We start from the raw sequence: 21,368 nt of genomic DNA, 5'->3' as shown, positions 1-21,368 counted from the left end.
GTTCAGCCTTTCATGTTGTTGACGTCTTCCACCGCGATCGTGCCGCGGTTGCGGAAGAAGCAGACCAGGATCGCCAGGCCGATGGCGGCCTCGGCGGCGGCGACGGTCAGCACGAAGAGCGTGAAGATCTGGCCTTCCAGGTCGCCCAGGTAGCTGGAGAAGGCGACGAAGTTGATGTTGACCGACAGGAGGATCAGCTCGATCGACATCAGGATGATGATGACGTTCTTGCGGTTCAGGAACAGCCCGAAGATGCCGATCACGAAGAGCGCTGCCGCCACGCCCAGATAATGCTCAAGTCCGATCATCCATGTCCCTCCGGGTCGTTCCGNCCCGTCGCTTTGGTCTCGTGGGGTCCCGCCCCGGGCTTGACCCGGGGCCTCCCGTTTCTTGCGGGCCGCCGNGCAACCGGCNGGGGCCCCGGATCAAGTCCGNGGGCGGGACAGGGCNTCAGAGCCCCTGCCCCGGCTTCACGTCCTTCAGTTCCATCGCCTTGGCCGGATCGCGGTACATCTGCGCCAGCACGTCCTGGCGCTTGACGTCCGGACGGTGGCGCAGCGTCAGCACGATGGCGCCGATCATCGACACCAGCAGGACCAGGCCCGCCAGCTGGAACAGGATCAGGTACTTGTCGTAGAGCAGCAGGCCGATCGCCGCGGTGTTGCTGATCTCCGCCATGTCGGGCGTCGGCGCGCCGCGCAGCATCTGCGCGCGGTCCGAGAACTGCCAGACGCCGATCCCCATGCCGAGCTCGGTCAGGATGATCACGCCGATCACCAGCGCCAGCGGCACGCCCTTGGCCATCTCGGCGCGCAGCTCGGCGAAGTCGACATCGAGCATCATCACCACGAAGAGGAAGAGCACGGCGACCGCGCCGACATAGACGATGACCATGAGCATCGCGACGAATTCGGCGCCCAGGAGCACGAAGAAGCCCGCCGAACTGAGGAACGCCAGGATCAGCCACAGCACCGAATGCACCGGGTTGCGCGAAATGACGGTGAAGAGCCCCCCGGCGATGACGCCGAGCGCGAAGGCATAGAAGGCNGATGGTAGCCATGATGTTCGGNGCCTCCCTCANGGTCACCGGTAGGGCGCGTCGATTTCGAGGTTGCGGGCGATCTCGGCCTCCCAGCGTTCGCCGTTCGAGAGGAGCTTCGCCTTGTCGTAGTAGAGCTCTTCGCGGGTCTCGGTGGAGAATTCGAAATTCGGGCCCTCGACGATCGCATCCACCGGGCAGGCCTCCTGGCAGAAGCCGCAATAGATGCATTTCGTCATGTCGATGTCATAGCGCGTCGTGCGGCGCGAGCCGTCCTCGCGCGGTTCGGCATCGATGGTGATGGCCTGGGCCGGGCAGATCGCCTCGCACAGCTTGCAGGCGATGCAGCGTTCCTCGCCGTTCGGATAGCGCCTGAGCGCATGCTCGCCGCGGAAGCGCGGGGAAAGCGGCCCCTTCTCGTGCGGATAGTTCACCGTGGCCTTCGGCGCGAGGAAGTATTTCATCCCCAGCTTCAGCCCCTGCCATACATCCTGCAGCAGGAAGTACTTCGCGGCGCGGTTCCAGTCGATCGCTGCCATNGTCAGCCTCCCACGGCCCAGCGGGCATAGGCGCCGCCGAAAACTTCGAATTTCGCCAGGAACGCCACCAGCACGACCCAGACCAGGGACATCGGCAGGAACACCTTCCACCCGAGACGCATCAGCTGGTCGTAGCGGTAGCGCGGCGTGATCGCCTTCACCATCGCGAAGAGGAAGAAGAAGATGGCCATCTTGCCGACCATCCAGAGCGCCCCGTCGGGCAGGCCCGGGATCGGGCTGAGCCAGCCGCCGAAGAACAGCAGCGTCGTCAGCGCGCACATCAGGAAGATCGCGATGTATTCCCCGGCCATGAACAGCAGGAACGGCGTCGAGGAATATTCCACCTGGTAGCCCGCGACCAGTTCGGATTCCGCTTCGGGCAGATCGAAGGGCGGGCGGTTGGTCTCGGCCAGCGCCGAGATGAAGAACAGGAAGACCATCGGGAAATGCGGCAGCCAGTACCAGTTGAACAGGCCGAAATGCCCGTCCTGGGCCCGCACGATGTCGGAGAAGTTCATCGAGCCGGTCGAGATGATCACGCCGATGATGATCAGGCCGATCGACACCTCGTAGGAGATCATCTGCGCCGCGGAGCGCAGCGAGCCGAGGAACGGGTATTTCGAGTTCGACGCCCAGCCGCCCATGATCACGCCGTAGACCTCAAGCGAGGAGACCGCGAAGACATAGAGGATGGCGACGTTGATGTCCGCGAGCACCCAGCCGTCCGAGAACGGGATCACCGCCCAGGCGACCATGGCGAGCACGAAGGAGGCCATCGGCGCCAGCAGGAACACGGGCTTGTCGGCGCCCGCCGGGATGACGATTTCCTTGACCACGTATTTCAGCGCGTCGGCCACCGTCTGCAGCAGCCCGAAGACGCCCACCACGTTCGGACCCCGGCGCATCTGCACCGCCGCCCAGATCTTGCGGTCGCCATAGACGAGGAACAAGAGCGAAAGCATCACGAAGGCCAGCACGGCCAGGCATTGCGCGATGATGATCACCGCGATCCCCGCAGGCGTTGCGAAGAAATCAGCCATGAACGGTATCCTCCCAGGTCAGCGCGGCCGCGGCCCGGAGGGTCGTGGCGGCTTGCTCCGACATGTCGCTGTAAAGCGCGTTTTGGTTGCCGAATCCAGAACCGATGCAAGCCGTTGTGCAAGTATGTCGCGGAAATTTCGCCATGGCNCCGCCTCATTCCGCCGCCATTNGCCGGACTGCGCCGCGCCTTGGCCTGCGCGGAAAGCTCGGCCATCAGCTGCGAGGCCCGCGCGATCGGGTTGGTCAGGTAGTAATCGCGGATCGCCGGGACGAAATCGGCGCCCGCCTTCGGCTCGGCAGGCTCGAGCGGCGTCCACCCGTTTTCGGCGACCTGGTCGATCCGCGCCAGATGCGGCACCTCCTTGACGAGCTTGCGGCGCAGCGCAGCGAGGCTGTCATAGGGCAGCTTCTCCCCGGCCAGCGCCGAGAGAGCGCGCAGGATCGCCCAGTTCTCCTTCGCCTCGCCCGGCGGGAAACCGGCGCGGTTGGCAATCTGGGGACGGCCTTCGGTATTGACGAAGAGCCCCTGCTCCTCGGTCCAGGCAGCAGCAGGCAGGATCACGTCGGCGCGGTGCGCGCCGCGGTCGCCATGGCTGCCCTGATAGATCACGAAGGGCCCGTCGGCGATCTCGACCTCGTCGGCGCCGAGGCTGTAGACAACCTCCGCCCCCTCCAGCGCGGCGGCCATGCCGCCTTCGGTCACGGCGCCCACATCCACTCGCTCGCGGCCACGGCCGCGCTGGCCCTTGTCCCGTGACGGCGGGGGCTGGCCGCAGGGCTACGGCCTGCGGAGCCTCCCGGAAACCGACAGCACCAATGCCGAGGCGGCCCGCATGGCCGCCTCTTGCCATGCACCGGTCTGGATCACCGCGCTGCGCCAGACCGCGGGCCGCCGGCGTCACGCAGAGCTCGCGCGCACGGTTGGCCTGGGTGGCGCCAGGCTCGGAAAGGCGCGCGGCGGCCTGCTCCCTGACCTCGGCGGCGAAGCGGTGGCGGGACGGTCTGCCCACATGGGATCCCGCTCTCCGGGCGGCGGGGGGCAAGGTCAAGGCGGCCGCGTCTTCGGTCCCGGGATTCCAGCCATCGGCCGCCACCGCCTCGGTTGTCCCCGACGTCAGCCGGTGAGCGCCTCCTTCAGCGTCCGCGGCTGGGAGGGGGCATCGCGCAGGTCGAGCGAGGTGTAGAGATCCAGCAGGTGGCTCTTCATCACCGCCTCGGCCTCGTCGGCATCGCCGCTTTCCAGCGCGCGGATCAGCGCGTCATGGGCATGGCTCTCGCAGAGCGCGGCACGGCGTTCCCAGTAGAGCGCGATGATCAGCGACGAGCGCGACACCAGCTGGGTGATGAATTCCGCGATTGTGTCCTGCTTGGCGATGCGGGCGATCTCGGTATGGAACGTGCCCGACAGGTGCAGCGCGCGCCCGTCATCGCCCTCGGCCAGCGCGGCATGCTCCGCCTCGACATGCGCGCGCAGCTTGGCGATGTCGGCCTTGCCCGCGCGCAGAGCCGCGGAGCGGGCGGTGGTCGGCTCGAGGAGGCTCCTGGCCTCGAAGACCTCGCGCGCCTCGCGCACGCTCGGCTTCGCGACGAAGGCGCCGCGGTTGCGTTTGAGATCCACCAGATGCTCATGCGCGAGCTGCTGCAGGCCCGCGCGGACCACCGTGCGGCTGACGCCGAAGATCTCGCCGACCTCGTCCTCGTTCAGCTTGGTCCCCGGCGGCAGCCGGTGCTCGTGAATCGCCACTGCGAGCTTTTCGGCCACTTCGGCGCTGCCGGTCACCTGCCTTGCCACTGGCGTCGTTCCTTTCCGTCGTTACCCTGCCAGAGTGTTCCGCGCCGCGGCGGAGGACAAGCTGGACGGGTGCGATACAGCCTTGCCTTTGATTGTATACGAAGCTTGTTCAAATTGTGAGCGCTTTGCCCTCCGGAACGTCCAAAGCTTGGGCGAAGCCGGTGCCGGGCGTCCAGCCGGGCCGAAAAGGCTTCGTTTTGCCGATGTGATCGTCTCACGTGGGAAAAGAGACGGCAGACAGGGGATGGCGGCATGCGATCGGGGCAGGATCTGGAACTGGTGCACGTGACCAAGCGCTATGGCGCCACGGTGGCGGTCAATGACGTGAACCACGTCTTCAACAACGGCACCTATGTCTGCCTGCTGGGGCCGTCGGGCTGCGGGAAATCGACCACGCTGAGGATGATTGCCGGCCATGAGAGCATCTCGGAGGGCTCGATCGTGCTCGACGGGCATGACGTGTCGCAGCTGGCGCCCGCGAAGCGCGGCACCGCGATGATGTTCCAGAGCTATGCGCTCTTCCCGCATCTGAGCGTGCGGGACAACGTCGCCTTCTCGCTGAGAATGAAGGGCGTCGACAAGGCCACCCGCCACAAGGCCGCCGACGAGATGCTGGAACTGGTCGACATGACCCATCTGGCCGGGCGGCTGCCCGCGCAGCTCTCGGGCGGCCAGCAGCAGCGCGTGGCCCTGGCGCGGGCGCTGGTGACGAAGCCGCGGGTGCTGCTCCTGGACGAGCCGCTTTCCGCGCTCGACCCGTTCCTGCGCATCCGGGTGCGCGCCGAGCTGAAGCGGCTGCAGCGCGAGCTGGGCATCACCTTCATCCATGTCACGCACGGCCAGGACGAGGCGCTGGCGCTCGCCGACGAGATCGTGGTGATGAACAACGCGGTGATCGAGCAGGCCGGCAATGCCCGGGACGTGTTCTCGGCGCCGAAGACCGAATTCGTGGCCCGCTTCATGGGCGGCCACAACGTGATGACCGTCGACGGCGCGCGCTATGCGCTCAGGGCCGACGAGGTCGAGCTTGGCGAGACCGGAGCGGCGGCCACCGTGCGCACGGTCGAGTACCAGGGGGCCCATGTCGCGGTGACCGCGATGATGGGCGAAGAGGAAGTTCTGGCACTGGTGCCGGAGGGGCGCTTCTTCGAGAACCCGAAATCCCCGGGGGATGCGGTGGGGCTGAGCTGGGATCCGTCCCGGCTGCACCGCCTGACCGCCTGATCCCCGGCAACGACAGACTCCAACAGGAAGAGAGAGAACACCAATGGCGAAAGTGGGCTATACCCGCCGTTCCATCCTCAAGACCGGCGCTGCCGCCGCAGCCGCGACGCTGGCCGCGCCGATGGTCTGGTCGCAGGAATCCAAGAACATCGTGCTGCGCCAGTTCGGCACCGGCGTGTCGAACCTGAATGACGTGGCGACCAAGGTGAAGGAAGATCTCGGGATCACGCTGGAGATGACCGCGCTCGATTCCGACGCGGTGACCCAGCGCGCCGCCACCCAGCCGGGCAGCTTCGACATCGCCGACATCGAGTACTGGATCTGCAAGAAGGTCTGGCCGACCGGCAACCTGCAGGCGATGGATGTCTCGCGGATCGCGAATTACGACAAGATCGTCGGCATCTTCAAGGACGGCAAGCTGACGCCCGAGTCGACCATCGCCCAGGGCACCGCGCCGCATACCGTGGGCTTCGTCGAGGGCCAGGGCTCGACCACCTTCGCCTCCGAGCAGACCAACTGGATGACGCTGATCCCGACGATCTACAATGCCGACACGCTGGGGATCCGCCCCGACCTGATCGGCCGCCCGATCGAGAGCTGGACCGAGCTGCTGAACCCGGAATTCAAGGGCAAGGCCTCGATCCTCGACATTTCCTCGATCGGCATCATGGACATGGCCATGGTCTGCGAGGCGATGGGCGAGATCCAGTACGGCGACAAGGGCAACATGACCCGCGAGGAGATCGACAAGACCTTCGCGATCTTCACCGAGGCCAAGCAGAACGGCCAGTTCCGCGCCTTCTGGAAGACCTTCGACGAGAGCGTCAACCTGATGGCTTCTGGCGAGGTGGTGATCCAGTCGATGTGGTCGCCCGCGATCACCGCGGTGAAGTCGCGCGGCATCCCCTGCGTCTACCAGCCGCTGAAGGAAGGCTACCGCAGCTGGGGCGGCGGCATCGGCCTGTCGGCCTCGCTGTCGGGCATGGAGCTGGATGCGGCCTATGACTACATCAACTGGTACCTGTCGGGCTGGGTCGGCGGCTATCTGATGCGCCAGGGCTACTATTCCGCGGTTCCGGAGACCTCGAAGGAATTCATGACCGAGAACGAGTGGGGCTACTGGTTCGAGGGCAAGGAAGCCACCGACGTGATCACCTCGCCGACCGGCGACACGCTGGCCCAGGCGGGCGAGGTGCGCGACGGCGGCAGCTTCGAGGACCGGATGGGCCATGTCGCCTGCTGGAACGCCGTCATGGACGAGAACCAGTACATGGTCCGCAAGTGGAACGAGTTCATCGCCAGCTGAGCCGGGCCGCGTCCGGACCGGCCCCGCGCTGATCCGGACGCGATCCACCGGACGCCCGCTGCGCGGGCGGCATCATGTCCCCGCCCGCGGACTTGCGCCCGCGGGCGGGTCTCGGGGGCCGGAAGCCCCCTCGGGCGCCCTTGCGGGCGCGCGCCCAGTCGATACCGAAAGCCCGGGAGACCCGATGCAGATCCTGAAGAACCGCCATGTCACGGGCTGGCTGCAGGCCGCGCCGCTGACGCTGATCCTGCTGGGATTCCTTGTCCTGCCGATCATCACCATCGTCATCGTCAGCTTCTGGCAGGCGACCGAATTCTCGATCATCCCGGCCTTCTCCTTCGAGAACTACGAGTTCCTGTTCGGCTCGGCGGTGACCTGGAAGGTGTTCATGGCGACCTTCCGCTATGCCTTCATCACCTGGGCCTTCACCCTGGCGATCGGCTTCACCGTCGCCTATTACCTCGCCTTCCACATCCGGTCGCAGCCGGTGCAGATCGCGCTGTTCCTGCTGTGCACCATCCCGTTCTGGACCTCGAACATCATCCGGATGATCTCGTGGATCCCGTTCCTCGGGCGCAACGGCATCGCCAACCAGACACTGATCAGCTGGGGGGTGGTCGACCAGCCGGTGGAGTGGCTGCTGTATTCCGATTTCTCGGTGATCCTGGCCTTCGTACATCTCTACACGCTGTTCATGGTGGTGCCGATCTTCAACACGATGATGCGCATCGACCGCTCGCTGATCGAGGCGGCCTATGACAACGGCGCGACCGCTTGGCAGACGCTGACCCATGTCATCCTGCCCCTGTGTAAGCCCGGCATCATGATCGGCACGATCTTCGTGGTGACCCTGGTGATGGGCGATTTCATCACCGTGCGCTTCATGTCCGGCAGCCAGCGCGCCAATGTCGGCAGATTGATCTCGAACGACATCGCGCTGCTGCAATACCCCTCGGCAGCGGCGACGGCGGTGGTGCTCCTGTGCACCGTGCTGATCACCATCGCGATCCTGCTGCGCTTCGTCGACATCCGGAAGGAACTCTGACATGGAAAAGCGGTCCACCGGCTTCTGGCTGCTCACGGCCTTCTTCGCACTCTTCATGCTGTTCCTCTACGGGCCGACCATCACCATCGGCATCCTCAGCTTCCAGGGCGAGGGCGGCGGGTTGACCTTCCCGATGCGCGGCGTCTCGCTGCACTGGTTCCGCGACCTCTTCCAGGAACAGGCGGTCGGCGACATCTGGGGCGCGTTCCGCCGCTCCTTCGCGCTCGGGCTGATGGTCATGGTGACGACGGTCGTCGTGTCGGTGATGGGCGGGCTCGCCTTCCGCAAGCGCTTTGCCGGGTCGGGGCTGCTGTTCTACCTGATCATCGCCTCGCTGGTGATCCCCTCGATCCTGATCTCGCTCGGCGTCGGGCTGATCTTCAACCAGTTCGGCATGACGGTCCACTGGTCGACCTCGGGCTTCGGCTCGCAGCTGACCTGGACGCTGCCCTTCGGCCTCCTGATCATGTTCGCGGTGTTCAACCGCTTCGACAAGAGCTTCGAGGAGGCCGCCCGCGACCAGGGTGCCAGCGCCTGGCAGACCATCGCCCATGTCGTGCTGCCGATCATCGCGCCGTCGCTGATCGGGGTCGGGCTCTTCGGCTTCACGCTGAGCTATGACGAATTCGCCCGCACGCTGCTGACCGCGGGCAGCTACAACACCCTGCCGCTGGAAATCTACGGCATGACCACCAATGTCACCACGCCGGTGATCTATGCGCTGGGGACGCTGACCACCATCTTCTCCTTCCTGATCATCGGAACCTTCATCCTCACCGTCTGGATCATGGGCAAGCGCCGCGCGCGGCTGGGCTCGGATGCGGGCAAGGGCGTCTGAGCATGCGCATCCTCTACCTGAACCCCAATTCCACCGCGGCGATGACCGCCTCGATGCTGGAGGTCGCGCGGGAAGCGGTGCCCGGCCACGAGGTCCTGGGCTGGACCAACGAGGCAGGCCCGCCCGCGATCCAGGGCCCCGAGGACGGCGCCGTGGTGGTGCCGCAGCTTCTGGCGCTGCTGCCCGCGGCCGAAGAGGCCGGGGCGGAGGCGATCGTGATCTCCCGGCGGCCCTGCCGGGCTTTGCCGCCGGATGGCAGGGATCGGACCGGCCCCGCGGCCGGGGACCGCGTGGGGCAGGACTGTCTGACGGAATGCGCGGCCACCGGCTGCTCCCGGTCTCGTCGCGTCCGGAACCGGAGGGCCCCGGACAGGGCATGCCGTTCAGGCGGGGGCCGGCAGAAAAGCGCGGGCGGAGAACGCAAGGCGCCATGGCGGAGGCGGACCTCTGGGCACGGCCGAGGCTGGGGCTGCGTCCCGTGACGGTTTGTCCAGAAATCTGGAGTATCAAGATAAATTTCCGAAACCATCCTCTAGTCCGGTCAATCTGCCCTTGCGGGAGTCGCGCCGCCGTCACTCCTGCACGCGGAAAGGGGCGGCCCGGGAGGAGCCGCCCCTTCCGTCCTGCGGGACAGGCAGGAAACCCGCCGGCGGAGGAGCGCCGGCAGGCCGGGATGTCAGGTGACCGGGCTCTTCAGCGGCTCGCCCGCCAGATGCGCGCGCAGGTTGGCCAGCATCAGATCCGCCATGATCCGCCGCGTGCGCCAGGTCGCGCTGCCGGTATGCGGGGTCAGCACCACGTTCGGCAGCGCCAGCAGCCCCGGATGCGGATGCGGCTCGTCCTCGAAGACGTCGAGCCCGGCGCCGGCGATCCGGCGCGAGGGCTCCGCCATCCTGCTCGTCGCCGGGGGCGAGCGGTGGCCCTGGGTGCTGCTCGCCGCGCCCTGCGGCTTTGCCGCGGGCATCCATGTGCTCTTCGTCGTTCTGCTCGGCGTGCGCTTCTACTAGGAGGAAGACGAGATGGAAAACCTGCTTCTGGGACTGTCGAGCTTCGGCGCGGCCCCGGTCTGGTTCGGCCTCCTTGGCGGAGCGCTGATCGGCTATTTCATCGGCGCCATTCCGGGACTCGGCCCGTCGCTGGGGATCGCGCTGCTGATCCCCTTCACCTACGGGATGGACCCGGTCGTCGCCATCGTGACGCTGGTCGCGCTCTATGTCGCCGCGGAATACGGCGGCGCGATCAGCGCGGTGCTGATCAACTCTCCGGGGACGGTCTCCGCCGTGCCGACGTCATGGGACGGCTATCCGATGACGCTCCAGGGCAAGGCCGGGATGGCGCTCAACATCTCGATCATGGCCTCCGGCATCGGCATCCTGCTCAGCGCCGTGCTCCTGGCGCTGACCGCGGTGCCGCTGGCCGAACTTGCGCTGATCCTCGGCCCGGCGGAATACTTCGCGCTGGCGCTCCTCGGGCTGACCTTCACCGCAGGGCTCTCGCAGGGCTCGGCGCTGAAGGGTGCGGTGGCGATGGGACTGGGCCTCGCGCTGGCGACCGTCGGGCTCGACGGCCAGAGCGGCCTGCCGCGCTTCGCGCCGAGCTACCAGTTCTTCGAGGGGCTGCCGCTGGTGCCGGTGCTCTTGGGTCTCTACGCGATCTCCGAGGTCTTCGTGCTGGTCGAGAAGCGCGCCGAACCGCAGCGCCAGGCGACCGAGATCCGCGGCCTGCTGGCAGTGCCGCTGAAAAGCTATGACGCGCTGAAGGGCACGATCCTGCGCAGCTCGCTTCTGGGCTATGTCATCGGCGTGCTGCCGGGGGCGGGGCCTGCCATTGCCTCCTTCATCTCCTATGCCGTGGCGCGCCGCCTGTCGCCCAGCCCCGAACGGTTCGGCGAGGGCGCGCCCGAGGGCGTCGCCGCCTCGGAGGCCGCGAACAACGCCGCCGTCTCGGGCGTGATGGCGCCGACGCTGGCACTCGGCATCCCCGGTTCGGCCACTTCGGCGATCCTGATCGGGGCGCTGACCATCCACGGTTTGCAGCCCGGGCCGCTGCTGTTCTCGCAGAGCCCCGAGATCCCCTACACGATCTTCGTGTCGCTGTTCCTCGGCGTGCCGGTGATGGTGCTGTTCGGGCTCTTCGGCGCGCGGCTCTGGGCGCGGCTCGCCAACGTGCCGCGGCCGATCGTGGCGGCGGGCGTGGCGGTGATCTGCCTCGCCGGGTCCTATGCGACCAAATCTTCGATGTTCCCGGTCTATGTCACGCTTGCCTTCGGCGTGATCGGCTACCTGTTCCGCAAGACCGGCATCCCGCTGGCGCCGATCGTGCTGGCGCTGGTGCTCGGCGAGATGATCGAGACCAATTTCCGCCGCGCGGTGGTGATCTCGGGCGGGGATTACTGGATCTTCCTTCAGAACCCGGTCTCCGCGGTCCTCTTGGCGATCGCGGCGGCGGCCTTCCTGGTGCCCGCGGCCAAGGCGCTGTTCGGTCCGCGCAAGGCGAATGGCCACGCGCCGGGCTGAGACCCGCCTCAGGCTTCGATGACCTCGCATCCGCCGCCCGAAAGGGCGGCGGAAAGCGTTTCCGGCAGGGGGGCGCCGCAGATCACCGCCTCCAGCTCTGCGGCATTGCCCCAGGCAAAGGGCGCGGGACGCCCGATCTTGGTCCGGTCCAGGACCAGCGTGCGCCGCCGGGCGCAGGCGGTGATCGCCTTGCGGGCCTGGATCTCGCCGGTGGTGAAATCCAGAAGATCGCCCGTCCCGGTCATGCCGCCCGCGGAAAACACCGCATGGTCGAAATTCAGCCCGCCGAAGAAGGCCAGGCTGTCCGGGCCGACCACGTCGAGATCGCGCATCCGCAGCTCGCCCCCGGCCAGCAGGACGGTCACTTCCCCGGCGGCGCGCAGGGTCAGCACGACATGCAGGTTGTTGGTCGCCACCGTCAGCCCGCGATGGCCGCAGAGCGCATGGGCCACCGCCTCCGCCGTCGTGCCGGTGCCGAGCGCCACGGTCGCGCCGTCGGGATAGTTCGACCTGAACAAGACCCATTGCATTGATATTCTGTGGATTTCGTCCTGTTTCCTTTGCCATGGCCTGCAGGGATCGGCATGATTCAGGTCGAAACCCTGCAATTTCAGGCCGCCGATGAAACATCGTTCCCGACCGCCCGAACAGGATGACCTGCTGCGCCCGCGCCTGGTCGAGATGATTGATTTGCGCCACGAGCTGGCGAAGCTCGCCGGGCTGATCGACTGGGAGGTGTTCGAGCGCGAATGGTCCGGATTCTTCCCGTCGAGAACCGGCCGTCCGGCCGCGCCGCCGCGCCTGGTGGCGGGCTTGCTATATCTGCAGCACGCCTATCGGCTTTCGGACGAGACCGTCGTGGCGCGCTGGGTCGAGAACCCGTACTACCAGCACTTCACCGGCGAGGTGTTCTTCCAGCATCGCCCGCCCATCGATCCCTCGTCGCTGACGCGATGGCGCAAGCGGATCGGAGAAGAAGGGGTGGAATGGATGCTGACGCAGACCATCGAAGCGGGGAAGAAATCGGGCATTGTCGATGACCGAAGCCTGAAGCGCATCGCCGTCGATACGACCGTGATGGAGAAGGCGATCGCGCATCCGACGGACTCGCGCCTGTATGAACGGGCCCGGTCGCAGCTGGTGGCCCTGGCCAAGGAGGCCGGGGTGGAACTGCGGCAAACCTATGCCCGGCTCGCGCCTCGGCTGGCCCGGCAGGTCGGCCGCTACGCCCATGCGCGGCAATTCAAGCGCATGCGCAAGGCCTTGAAAAGGCTCAGGGGATACACCGGGAGGGTGATGCGCGACCTGCACCGCCATCTCGGCGGCATCCCCGAGGGCGGTCTGCGCGACCGGGTGGTGGCGAAGATCGCGCTGGTTCTGCGGCTCCTGCACCAGAAGCCGAAAGGCCGCGGCAAGATCTACGCCCTGCACGAGCCCGCGGTGGATTGCATCTCCAAGGGAAAGGCGCGGGTGCGCTACGAGTTCGGCTGCAAGGTCAGCCTGGCGACGACGCTGGACGAGGGCTTCGTGGTCGGCGCGCGGAGCTTCCCCGGCAATCCCTATGACGGCCATACGCTCGGCGCTGCGCTGGAACAGGTCGAGGTGCTGACCGGCGAGATGCCGAGCCTGGCCGTGGTCGACCTGGTTCATCGAATGCGTTCGGTCCGCTCGCTCGGATCCATGGCGCTCGGGACCTCGCTCGCGGACAGCACGACGAGGGGGCTGAACCTCGGGGACACGCGCCTGACGGACACGCGGAAGTTGAGACTCCTGATTGCCATCACCGCAGTCGCCATCGCCCTGGCGTGCCGGGCCGCCATTGATCGCCTCGGCCAGAAATATCCCGCGCGCAAGAAGCATGGCCATTTCGGGCGATCATGGTTCAGGACGGGATTTGACGGACTCCGTCACCGCTTGAGATTAGGTCTCGGCGATCCCATCGCGAGGCGGAAAAGCGTCGTGCCGAGGCGTTTGAGACTGGGAGTCGCGTAGTGTGCTAGTTCGCGCTGAACAAGTCCTATAGCATTGAAATGCTGTGGATTTCGTCTTGCTTCCAGGTCTTGTCGCGAATGTGTTGGAAAATGCCGATCGGCGTGCTGCGGGCATGTGAACCTGGCTCCGTTCGGGCGGCGGGGCCAAGGGACATCGGCTCGAGGGGCTGCGAGAGGGTCCCCCAGCCGCCGGCCTTGCGCATCCGCTGCCCGGCAGCGGGATGGACGTGCCGGTCGTGCCGCGCGGGGCGGGGACCTCGCTGGCGGGCGGCTCGCTGCCCACGGCGGATGCGGTGGTGATCGGGGTGGCGCGCCTGACCGAGGTGCTGGAGACGGATTATGCCGACCGCATCATCCGCGTGCAGACCGGCCGAACCAACCTGAGCGTCACCGGCGCGGTGGAGTCTGACGGCTTCTTCTACGCGCCCGACCCGTCCTCGCAGCTGGCCTGCGCGATCTCGGGCAATATCGGCATGAATTCGGGCGGCGCGCATTGCCTGAAATACGGCGTGACGACCAACAACCTGCTTGGCGTGACCATGGTGCTGATGGACGGGACGGTGGTGGAGATCGGCGGCGCGCACATGGATGCCGGCGATCTGGACCTGCTTTCGGTGATCTGCGGCTCCGAAGGCCAGCTTGGAATCGTCACCGAGGCGACGCTCCGCATCCTGCCCAAGCCCGAAGGCGCACGGCCCGTGCTGATGGGCTTCGGCTCGTCGCGCGTCGCGGGCGCCTGCGTGTCGGACATCATCGAGGCGGGCGTGCTGCCGGTCGCGATCGAGTTCATGGACCGCCCCTGCATCCGCGCCTGCGAGGCCTTCGCCCATGCCGGCTATCCGGATGTCGAGGCGCTCCTGATCATCGAGGTCGAGGGCGCGCCCGCCGAGATCGACCACCAGCTGCGGCTGATCCGCGAGATTGCCGAACGGCACGACCCGGAGGTGATCCGCGAAAGCGGCTCGGCCGAGGAAAGCGCCGCGATCTGGCTCGGCCGCAAATCGGCCTTCGGCGCGATGGGGCAGATCAACGACTACATGTGCCTCGACGGCACCATCCCGGTCACCGAGCTGCCGCTGGTGCTGGAACGCATCGGCGAGCTTTCCGCGCAATACGGGCTGGGCGTGGCGAATGTCTTCCACGCCGGTGACGGCAACATGCATCCGCTGATCCTGTTCGACGCCAACAAGCCCGGCGATCTCGAGCTCTGCGAGCAGATGGGCGCCGACATCCTGCGGCTCTGCGTCGAGGTCGGCGGCTGCCTGACCGGCGAGCATGGCGTCGGCGTCGAGAAGCGCGACCTGATGACGGTGCAGTTCTCGCGCGAGGATCTGGAGGCGCAGCTGAAGGTGAAGGACGTGTTCGATCCGAAATGGCTCTTGAACGCCGCCAAGGTTTTCCCGCTTTCGGTGACGGAGGGACGTCGGCCATGACCGTGATCACTCCGGCAAGCGAGGCCGAGCTGGCCGAGGCCATCCGCTCCGCCGATGCCCCTTTCGCGATCCGCGGCGGCGGCACCCGCAGTCCCGCGGCGACGCGCCCGGTTCTGTCAACGGCCGGGCTTTCGGGCGTCGTGCTCTACGAACCCGGCGCGCTGACGCTGGTGGTGAAGGCCGGGACGCCGCTGGCCGAGGTCGAGGCTGTTCTGGCAGAGAAGAACCAGCGGCTGGCCTTCGAGCCGATGGATCACCGCCCGGTGCTGGGCACCACCGGCACGCCGACGATCGGCGGCGCGCTGTCGGTCAATGCCTCCGGTCCCCGCCGGGTGCAGGCGGGCGCGGCGCGCGATTTCCTTCTCGGCGCGGTCTTCGTGGATGGCGAGGGCACGCGGGTCCGCAATGGCGGTCGGGTGATGAAGAACGTCACCGGCTACGACCTCGCGCGGCTGCAGGCCGGGGCGCGCGGCTCGCTCGGGGTCCTGACGGAACTGAGCTTCAAGGTCCTGCCGGTTCCGGAACGCGTGGCGACGCTGGCGCTGGCCTGCGATGAGCCGTCCCGGTCGGCACGTCGGGCGCGAAATCGGACCGCTCGTCGGCCAGCACCGCCAGCACCCGCAGTTCCTCGCCGAAGGAGGCCGTCTGGCTCAGCGCCATCGTGCCCGCCGCGACATGGCCGCCCATCAGCGCGGTCCGCGCATTGGCCGCGCCCTTGAACGGCACCAGCGTGAATTCGCCGCCCGCCGCCTTCTGCATCAGGATCGCCGCGAAATGGTCGTTGCCGCCGAGCGCCGAGAGGCCGACGGTCACCGCGCCCGGGTTCTCGCGGGCATCGGCCAGCAGGTCGTCGAGCGTCTGGTAGGGCGAGTCCGCGGCGACCACGAAGGTGTTCGGGTCCTCGACGAAATTCGCGAGATAGCTGAAGCTCTCCGCGTCATAGGCCGCCTTGCGGTCATAGGTCAGCGCCAGCGCCGCGGGCAGGTTGAAGGTGCCGAGCGTATAGCCGTCGGGCTTCGCCGTCGCGGTGTTGGTGAAGCCGATCTGGCCGCCCGCGCCCGGTTCGTTGCGGATCACGACCGAGGTGCCCAGCTCCTTTTCGAGGAACTGGCCGACGGTGCGGGCCATCACGTCGGTGCCGCCGCCGGCCGAATAGCCGACGATGATCTCGATCGTCTTCTCGGGATACTCGGCCAGGGCCGGGCCTGCCGCGGCCGCGGCCAGGACGAGGGTCAGGATGGTGCTGCGCATTGGGGTGTCCTCCCGATTTCGGTCTGGAACAGGGCCTCCTCGACCCCGTAGGTGCGGGCCGCGCTGCGCCAGAACAGGGCATCGCGGTCCTCTTGGCAATAGCCCTCCGAAAGCCGCTTGAAGGCGTTCCAGAGGGCGGCATAGCTGAACTGCCCCTTGTCGACGGGGAAGTTGCTTTCGAACATCGACCGCTGCGGACCGAAGAGCTCGATGCAGGTCTCGACATGCGGGCGCCAGTCGGCGGCCAGCCGGTCGGAACGCGGCGGCAGCGCCGCCTCGAAATAGCGGTGGCCCATGACCGACAAGCCGAAGCCGCCGATCTTGACCCGCGTGTTGGGCAGCGCCGCGACCGCGGCGACGCCCGCGCGCCAGGCGGCGAAGCTCTCCGGATCGTCCTGCCGGTACCTGGCAGTCTGAGCCGGCCGGGCGGGGCCGGGAGCGCGGACGCCCCGGCTCCGGGGCCTGCTATTCGGCGGCGACGCTCTTCGGCTGCGCCAGCGCCACGATGTCGGACATGATGCGGTTCAGCTCGAAATCCTTCGGCGTGTAGACCCGCGCCACGCCCATGGCGCGCAGCGCTTCGGCATCCTCGTCTGGAATGATGCCGCCGACCATGACCGGGACATGGCCCAGCCCGGCGCCCGGCAGCTTCGCCATCAGGTCCTTGACCAGCGGGATATGGCTGCCCGAAAGGATAGACAGGCCGATGACATGCGGCTCCTTCTCCTTGGCGGCGGCGATGATCTCGTCCGGGGTCAGGCGGATGCCGGCATAGTCGATCTCCATGCCGCAGTCGCGGGCGCGGAACACGATCTGCTCGGCGCCGTTCGAGTGGCCGTCGAGCCCGGGCTTGCCCATCAGGAAGCGCAGGCGGCGGCCCAGCCGGTCGGAGGCGGCATCGACCGCGGCGCGGATGTCCTCGAGCCCCTCGGTCTTGTTCGAGGGCGCCGAAGAGACGCCGGTCGGGCCGCGGTACTGGCCATGGACCTGGCGCATGACGCCCGCCCATTCGCCGGTCGTCACGCCCGCCTTGGCGGCCGCGATCGAGGGCGGTATGATGTTCTCGCCAGTCTCCGCCGCCTTGCGCAGCCCTTCGAGCGCGGCCTGCACGGCTATCGCGTCGCGCCCGGCGCGCCAGGCCTCCAGCCGCTCGATCTGCTCGGCCTCCACCGCCGGATCGACCGTCATGATGCCGCCGTCGGCGCCCATCAGCGGCGAGGGCTCGCCCTGCGTCCAGCGGTTCACGCCGACCACGACGGTCTCGCCCTTCTCGATCTGGTTGATCCGGTCGGCATTCGACTCGACCAGGCGGCTCTTCATGTATTCGATCGCGGCGATTGCCCCGCCCATCGCGTCGATATTCGCCAGCTCGGCCCGCGCGCCTTCCTTCAGCTCGTGGACCTTGTCCTCGATCGCGGGGTTGTGGTCGAAGATGTCGCTGTATTCCAGAAGGTCGGTCTCGTAGGCCATGATCTGCTGCATCCGGAGCGACCATTGCTGGTCCCAGGGCCGCGGCAGGCCGAGCGCCTCGTTCCAGGCCGGCAGCTGCACCGCGCGGGCGCGGGCCTTCTTCGACAGCGTCACCGCCAGCATCTCGATCAGGATGCGGTAGACGTTGTTCTCCGGCTGCTGTTCGGTCAGGCCGAGCGAGTTCACCTGCACCCCGTAGCGGAAGCGGCGGTACTTGATGTCGGCCACATGGTAGCGGTGCGCGCAGAGCTCGTCCCAGAGATCGACGAAGGCGCGCATCTTGCACATCTCGGTGATGAAGCGGATGCCCGCGTTCACGAAGAAGCTGATCCGGCCCACGACTTTCGGGAAATCCTCGGCCGGGACCTTCTGCTTGACGTCGTCGAGCACCGCACAGGCAGTGGCCAGCGCAAAGGCCAGCTCCTGCTCCGGCGTCGCGCCGGCCTCCTGCAGGTGGTAGGAACACACGTTCATCGGGTTCCATTTCGGGATGTGCTGGTAGCAATAGGCCGCCACGTCGGTGATCATGTTGATCGAGGGCTTCGGCGGGCAGACATAGGTGCCGCGCGACAGGTATTCCTTGATCAGGTCGTTCTGCACCGTGCCCTGCAGCTTGGCGATGTCCGCGCCCTGTTCCTCGGCAGTGGCGACATAGAGCGCCAGGAGCCAGGGCGCCGTCGCGTTGATCGTCATCGAGGTGTTCATCTGCTCGAGCGGGATGTCCTCGAACAGCGCCCGCATGTCGCCCAGATGGCTGACCGGCACGCCGACCTTGCCGACTTCGCCGCGCGCCAGCTCGTGATCGCTATCATAGCCGGTCTGGGTCGGCAGGTCGAACGCGACCGAAAGACCGGTCTGCCCCTTGGCCAGGTTGGTCCGGTAGAGCGCGTTCGACGCCTTTGCCGTGGAATGGCCGGCATAGGTGCGGAAGAGCCAGGGCTTGTCTTTCTGTGCGTCGGTCATCTGGGCCTCGCGATTCATTTCAGAGCAATAATCATGCGTCGCAAGCCTGATAGTCGGAATAATGTGTCCCTGTCAATTCGCCGCGTCGCGGCGGGGACACGAAGTTTCCGCAGGCCCCCGGGCTTGCTCCGGCTGCCGGAATTCCGTGCCGTGGCCATTCTGTCCAGCCGTAACATCGCGATTCTGCACTATGGTACAGGATATGGGCCTGCCGGGAACGCGAACTTGGCGGCGCGCGGAGCTTTCGCCCGGATTTTGCTGCGGCTGCGCAGCAAGAAGGCTGATTTGGCAATATGGCCCTTCGTCGGAGACATAAAATTTCAAAAAGATGGTTTTGATGATTGCTAAGTTGCGCAGTAAGCCTTAGAGAGCGGGAGACGCATGTTTCCGCACTGCGGCACGACAGTTCTATCAAGGAGGCTCTGATGGCTCTCGACACCAACCCGGCGATCGCGGCGTATGAAGCGCCCGAGAAGGACCTCTACGAGATCGGCGAAATGCCCCCGATGGGTTACGTTCCCAAGCAGATGTATGCTTGGGCGATCCGCCGCGAGCGGCATGGCGAGCCGGACAAGTCCTTCCAGGTGGAGGTCGTCGACGTGCCGGCGCTCGACAGCCACGAGGTGCTGGTGCTGGTGATGGCCGCGGGCGTGAACTACAACGGCATCTGGGCCGGACTCGGCGTGCCGATCTCGCCCTTCGACGGCCATGGCGCGCCCTATCACATCGCGGGCTCGGACGCCTCGGGGATCGTCTGGGCGGTGGGCGACAAGGTCAAGCGCTGGAAGGTGGGCGACGAGGTCGTGATCCACTGCAACCAGGATGACGGCGACGACGAGGAATGCAACGGCGGCGACCCGATGTTCTCGCCGACCCAGCGGATCTGGGGCTACGAGACGCCGGACGGCTCCTTCGCGCAGTTCACCCGCGTGCAGGCGCAGCAGCTGATGCACCGGCCGAAGCACCTGACCTGGGAGGAGGCGGCCTGCTACACGCTGACCCTGGCGACCGCCTACCGGATGCTCTTCGGCCATGAGCCGCACGAGCTGAAGCCGGGCATGAACGTGCTGGTCTGGGGGGCCTCGGGGGGGCTCGGCTCCTATGCGATCCAGCTGATCAACACGGCCGGGGCGAATGCCATCGCGGTGATCTCGGACGAGGACAAGCGCGACTTCGTGATGTCGCTCGGCGCCAAGGGCGTGCTGAACCGCAAGGACTTCAACTGCTGGGGCCAGCTGCCGACGGTGAACACGCCGGAATACAAGGAATGGTTCAACGAGGTCCGCAAGTTCGGCAAGGCGATCTGGGACATCACCGGCAAGGGCAACAATGTCGACATCGTCTTCGAGCATCCCGGCGAGGCGACCTTCCCGGTCTCGACCTTCGTCTGCAAGAAGGGCGGCATGATCGTGATCTGCGCGGGCACGACCGGCTTCAACTGCACCTTCGACGTGCGCTATCTGTGGATGCACCAGAAGCGCGTGCAGGGCAGCCACTTCGCCCATCTCAAGCAGGCGGCCGCGGCCAACAAGCTGATGATCGAGCGCCGTCTCGATCCGGTGATGTCCGAGGTCTTCCCCTGGGCCGAGATCCCGGACGCGCACATGAAGATGCTGCGCAACCAGCACAAGCCCGGCAACATGTCGGTGCTGGTCCAGGCGCCGACCACCGGGCTGCGCACCCTCGAGGATGCGCTGGAGGCGCGCCGCTCGGCCTGAGCCGGATTTTAATGGAATTGAACAGGGCCGCCCCGCCGGGGCGGCCCTTTCTTCGTCCGATGTTAACCCCGCCATGCGACACCCGCGCCGGACCGGTCCCGTGCAGCCCTTGTCCGGAGCCGCGCGGGGACTGTGCCGGAAAGCGGGTGGAGCATGATCAATGCGTTGAGAATTTCGGCCTCGCCATTTCTGGGGAGGGAAATCCCGTGAGTTTTCGGGGCAATTCGGTTCGTGCTAGGGTTGAGTTAATCTTCCGTTAACCTCAGACTGGGAATCCTCAAATGCAACAGGAATGGGTGTTGGACGTCCTAGCGGACCTCAGAAGTTTCGCTCAGCAGAACGGCATGTTTGCTTTGTCTGAACAGCTGGACGACACTCTGATTGTTGCCGCCGCAGACCTCGCGGCTCATCGGGGTCGCGAAGCCGGGGTGGACCATGGACGGGAAGCTCGAGATCCTGATTGCCAAGTTGCAGGAGGCAAGCAGCAAAGCTGACTTGCAGAATGCCGTATTCCTGCTGCGCGACCATTACGATGTCGATCACGTGGTCTATCACTCCGTCAACCAGTCCCGGGAGCCCTATGCGGCCCTTACCTATGGCGAGGACTGGGTCGGCCGCTATCTCGAGAAGGACTATGCCCGCATCGATCCGGTGGTGCAGGGCTGCTACCAGAAATTCCGTCCCGTCGACTGGAAACAGCTGGACTGGAGCGGCAAGGCCGCCCGCAGCTTTCTCGGCGAGGCAATCTCCGCCGGTGTCGGAAACCAGGGGCTTTCCGTGCCGATCCGTGGCCCGAACGGCCAGTTCGCCCTTTTCACGGTCAGCGCCAAGGCCGCCGACGACAGCTGGCAGAGATTCACCAGCGACCATCTGAGCGACCTGCTTCTGGTGTCGCATTTCATGAACCAGAAGGCGCTGGAATTCGACGATGCGGAGGATCGCACGATTTCCCGGCAGCTGTCGCCGCGGGAGGTCGATGCGCTGAGCCTGCTGGCAAACGGACAGTCGCGCGGCCAGGCGTCCGAGACGCTCGGCATCTCGGAACATACGCTGCGGGTCTATATCGAGGCGGCCCGGCTGAAGCTCGGGGCGCAGAACACGACTCATGCCGTCGCCCTGGCCTTGAGCCACGGCCTGATAATTCTCTAACAAAAGGTTAACGGCAGGAACGGCGCCACTACCATTCGGAAATCCGGCGCCGG

At 66.5% G+C, this 21,368-nt stretch carries 19 protein-coding genes and 5 pseudogenes; 13 read left to right on the top strand and 11 right to left on the bottom strand.

What is annotated here, in order from left to right:
* Window positions 1-2: 2 nt before the first annotated feature.
* From nuoK to C7T91_RS10520, 6 genes and pseudogenes are all read right to left on the bottom strand, one after another.
* Window positions 3-308: an NADH-quinone oxidoreductase subunit NuoK gene (gene nuoK, locus C7T91_RS10545; RefSeq protein WP_108259186.1), complete on the bottom strand. Its 306-nt coding sequence runs from the start codon at window positions 306-308 to the stop codon at window positions 3-5.
* 142 nt (window positions 309-450) lie between these two features.
* A pseudogene (locus tag C7T91_RS10540) lies at window positions 451-1,047 on the bottom strand (NADH-quinone oxidoreductase subunit J); the annotation flags it as partial.
* Window positions 1,048-1,083: 36 nt separating this feature from the next.
* On the bottom strand, window positions 1,084-1,578 hold the full coding sequence (nuoI, locus tag C7T91_RS10535) for an NADH-quinone oxidoreductase subunit NuoI (RefSeq protein ID WP_108259184.1): 495 nt from the start codon (window positions 1,576-1,578) through the stop codon (window positions 1,084-1,086).
* Between the two features lie 2 nt (window positions 1,579-1,580).
* On the bottom strand, window positions 1,581-2,618 hold the full coding sequence (nuoH, locus tag C7T91_RS10530; protein ID WP_108259183.1) for an NADH-quinone oxidoreductase subunit NuoH: 1,038 nt from the start codon (window positions 2,616-2,618) through the stop codon (window positions 1,581-1,583).
* 173 nt (window positions 2,619-2,791) lie between these two features.
* Window positions 2,792-3,337: pseudogene (locus C7T91_RS10525) on the bottom strand (molybdopterin-dependent oxidoreductase); the annotation flags it as partial.
* A 396-nt stretch (window positions 3,338-3,733) separates the two neighbouring features.
* Window positions 3,734-4,411 carry a GntR family transcriptional regulator gene (locus C7T91_RS10520; RefSeq protein ID WP_108259182.1) on the bottom strand — a complete coding sequence of 226 codons (678 nt, stop codon included), beginning with the start codon at window positions 4,409-4,411 and terminating at the stop codon, window positions 3,734-3,736.
* A gap of 252 nt (window positions 4,412-4,663) precedes the next feature.
* Here C7T91_RS10520 and C7T91_RS10515 point away from each other — a divergent pair, with 252 nt between their 5' ends.
* The 5 genes from C7T91_RS10515 (at window position 4,664) to C7T91_RS38445 (ending at window position 9,306) form a co-directional block, all read left to right on the top strand.
* Window positions 4,664-5,635, top strand: a complete 972-nt coding sequence (locus tag C7T91_RS10515; protein WP_108259181.1) for an ABC transporter ATP-binding protein — start codon at window positions 4,664-4,666, stop codon at window positions 5,633-5,635.
* Between the two features lie 43 nt (window positions 5,636-5,678).
* The gene (locus C7T91_RS10510; RefSeq protein ID WP_108259180.1) at window positions 5,679-6,941 is read left to right on the top strand and encodes an ABC transporter substrate-binding protein; all 1,263 of its coding nucleotides are present in this window, start codon (window positions 5,679-5,681) and stop codon (window positions 6,939-6,941) included.
* Window positions 6,942-7,125: 184 nt separating this feature from the next.
* The gene (locus C7T91_RS10505) at window positions 7,126-7,986 is read left to right on the top strand and encodes an ABC transporter permease (protein ID WP_108259179.1); all 861 of its coding nucleotides are present in this window, start codon (window positions 7,126-7,128) and stop codon (window positions 7,984-7,986) included.
* 1 nt (window position 7,987) lies between these two features.
* Window positions 7,988-8,824: an ABC transporter permease gene (locus C7T91_RS10500; protein WP_108259178.1), complete on the top strand. Its 837-nt coding sequence runs from the start codon at window positions 7,988-7,990 to the stop codon at window positions 8,822-8,824.
* A gap of 2 nt (window positions 8,825-8,826) precedes the next feature.
* The gene (locus tag C7T91_RS38445; protein WP_108259177.1) at window positions 8,827-9,306 is read left to right on the top strand and encodes an aspartate/glutamate racemase family protein; all 480 of its coding nucleotides are present in this window, start codon (window positions 8,827-8,829) and stop codon (window positions 9,304-9,306) included.
* Between the two features lie 194 nt (window positions 9,307-9,500).
* Here C7T91_RS38445 and C7T91_RS10490 read toward each other — a convergent pair whose 3' ends face one another.
* Window positions 9,501-9,788 carry an NAD(P)-dependent oxidoreductase gene (locus C7T91_RS10490; protein WP_108259176.1) on the bottom strand — a complete coding sequence of 96 codons (288 nt, stop codon included), beginning with the start codon at window positions 9,786-9,788 and terminating at the stop codon, window positions 9,501-9,503.
* 55 nt (window positions 9,789-9,843) lie between these two features.
* On the opposite strand from C7T91_RS10490, the gene C7T91_RS10485 reads away from it, so the two are divergent.
* Window positions 9,844-11,340 (top strand): tripartite tricarboxylate transporter permease, encoded by a 1,497-nt coding sequence (locus C7T91_RS10485; RefSeq protein WP_108259175.1) that lies wholly within the window; start codon window positions 9,844-9,846, stop codon window positions 11,338-11,340.
* Between the two features lie 8 nt (window positions 11,341-11,348).
* Here the strand turns inward: C7T91_RS10485 and C7T91_RS10480 are convergent, their stop codons facing one another.
* Complete coding sequence (locus tag C7T91_RS10480; RefSeq protein WP_108259174.1) at window positions 11,349-11,870, bottom strand: DeoR/GlpR family DNA-binding transcription regulator; 522 nt, start codon at window positions 11,868-11,870, stop codon at window positions 11,349-11,351.
* Window positions 11,871-11,961: 91 nt separating this feature from the next.
* Between C7T91_RS10480 and C7T91_RS10475 the strand changes: the two are divergent.
* The 3 pseudogenes from C7T91_RS10475 to C7T91_RS10465 form a co-directional block, all read left to right on the top strand.
* A pseudogene (locus tag C7T91_RS10475) lies at window positions 11,962-13,035 on the top strand (IS5 family transposase); the annotation flags it as partial.
* A 523-nt stretch (window positions 13,036-13,558) separates the two neighbouring features.
* Window positions 13,559-14,764 (top strand): annotated as a pseudogene (locus C7T91_RS10470) (FAD-linked oxidase C-terminal domain-containing protein); the annotation flags it as partial.
* A pseudogene (locus tag C7T91_RS10465) lies at window positions 14,761-15,309 on the top strand (FAD-binding protein); the annotation flags it as partial. The pseudogenes C7T91_RS10470 and C7T91_RS10465, both read left to right, overlap by 4 nt.
* Here the strand turns inward: C7T91_RS10465 and C7T91_RS35345 are convergent.
* On the bottom strand, window positions 15,266-15,892 hold the full coding sequence (locus C7T91_RS35345) for a tripartite tricarboxylate transporter substrate binding protein (protein ID WP_236638176.1): 627 nt from the start codon (window positions 15,890-15,892) through the stop codon (window positions 15,266-15,268). The pseudogene C7T91_RS10465 and the gene C7T91_RS35345 overlap by 44 nt on opposite strands.
* 104 nt (window positions 15,893-15,996) lie before the next feature.
* The gene (locus C7T91_RS10455; RefSeq protein WP_108259172.1) at window positions 15,997-16,356 is read right to left on the bottom strand and encodes an amidohydrolase family protein; all 360 of its coding nucleotides are present in this window, start codon (window positions 16,354-16,356) and stop codon (window positions 15,997-15,999) included.
* Between C7T91_RS10455 and C7T91_RS37840 the strand changes: the two genes are divergently transcribed.
* Window positions 16,310-16,432 carry a hypothetical protein gene (locus tag C7T91_RS37840; RefSeq protein WP_269101044.1) on the top strand — a complete coding sequence of 41 codons (123 nt, stop codon included), beginning with the start codon at window positions 16,310-16,312 and terminating at the stop codon, window positions 16,430-16,432. The two genes, C7T91_RS10455 and C7T91_RS37840, sit on opposite strands and share 47 nt — an antisense overlap.
* A 48-nt stretch (window positions 16,433-16,480) precedes the next feature.
* On the opposite strand, the gene C7T91_RS10450 is transcribed toward C7T91_RS37840, so the two are convergent.
* Window positions 16,481-18,448, bottom strand: a complete 1,968-nt coding sequence (locus tag C7T91_RS10450; protein WP_108259393.1) for a protein meaA — start codon at window positions 18,446-18,448, stop codon at window positions 16,481-16,483.
* 150 nt (window positions 18,449-18,598) lie between these two features.
* Here C7T91_RS10450 and C7T91_RS31550 point away from each other — a divergent pair, with 150 nt between their 5' ends.
* The 3 genes from C7T91_RS31550 (at window position 18,599) to C7T91_RS10440 (ending at window position 21,315) form a co-directional block, all read left to right on the top strand.
* Window positions 18,599-18,796 (top strand): hypothetical protein, encoded by a 198-nt coding sequence (locus C7T91_RS31550; protein WP_145962842.1) that lies wholly within the window; start codon window positions 18,599-18,601, stop codon window positions 18,794-18,796.
* A gap of 77 nt (window positions 18,797-18,873) precedes the next feature.
* Window positions 18,874-20,166, top strand: coding sequence for a crotonyl-CoA carboxylase/reductase (gene ccrA / locus C7T91_RS10445; RefSeq protein ID WP_108259171.1), 1,293 nt, complete (start codon window positions 18,874-18,876; stop codon window positions 20,164-20,166).
* Between the two features lie 495 nt (window positions 20,167-20,661).
* Window positions 20,662-21,315: a helix-turn-helix transcriptional regulator gene (locus C7T91_RS10440; protein ID WP_236638153.1), complete on the top strand. Its 654-nt coding sequence runs from the start codon at window positions 20,662-20,664 to the stop codon at window positions 21,313-21,315.
* The last annotated feature ends 53 nt before the right edge of the window (window positions 21,316-21,368 follow it).

Origin of the sequence: Mangrovicoccus ximenensis (assembly GCF_003056725.1) — a bacterium.
In the GTDB taxonomy this organism is placed as follows: Bacteria; Pseudomonadota; Alphaproteobacteria; order Rhodobacterales; family Rhodobacteraceae; genus Mangrovicoccus; species Mangrovicoccus ximenensis.
Note: the sequence above shows the minus strand (reverse complement) of the source record. Positions and strands in the feature narration are given on the sequence as shown.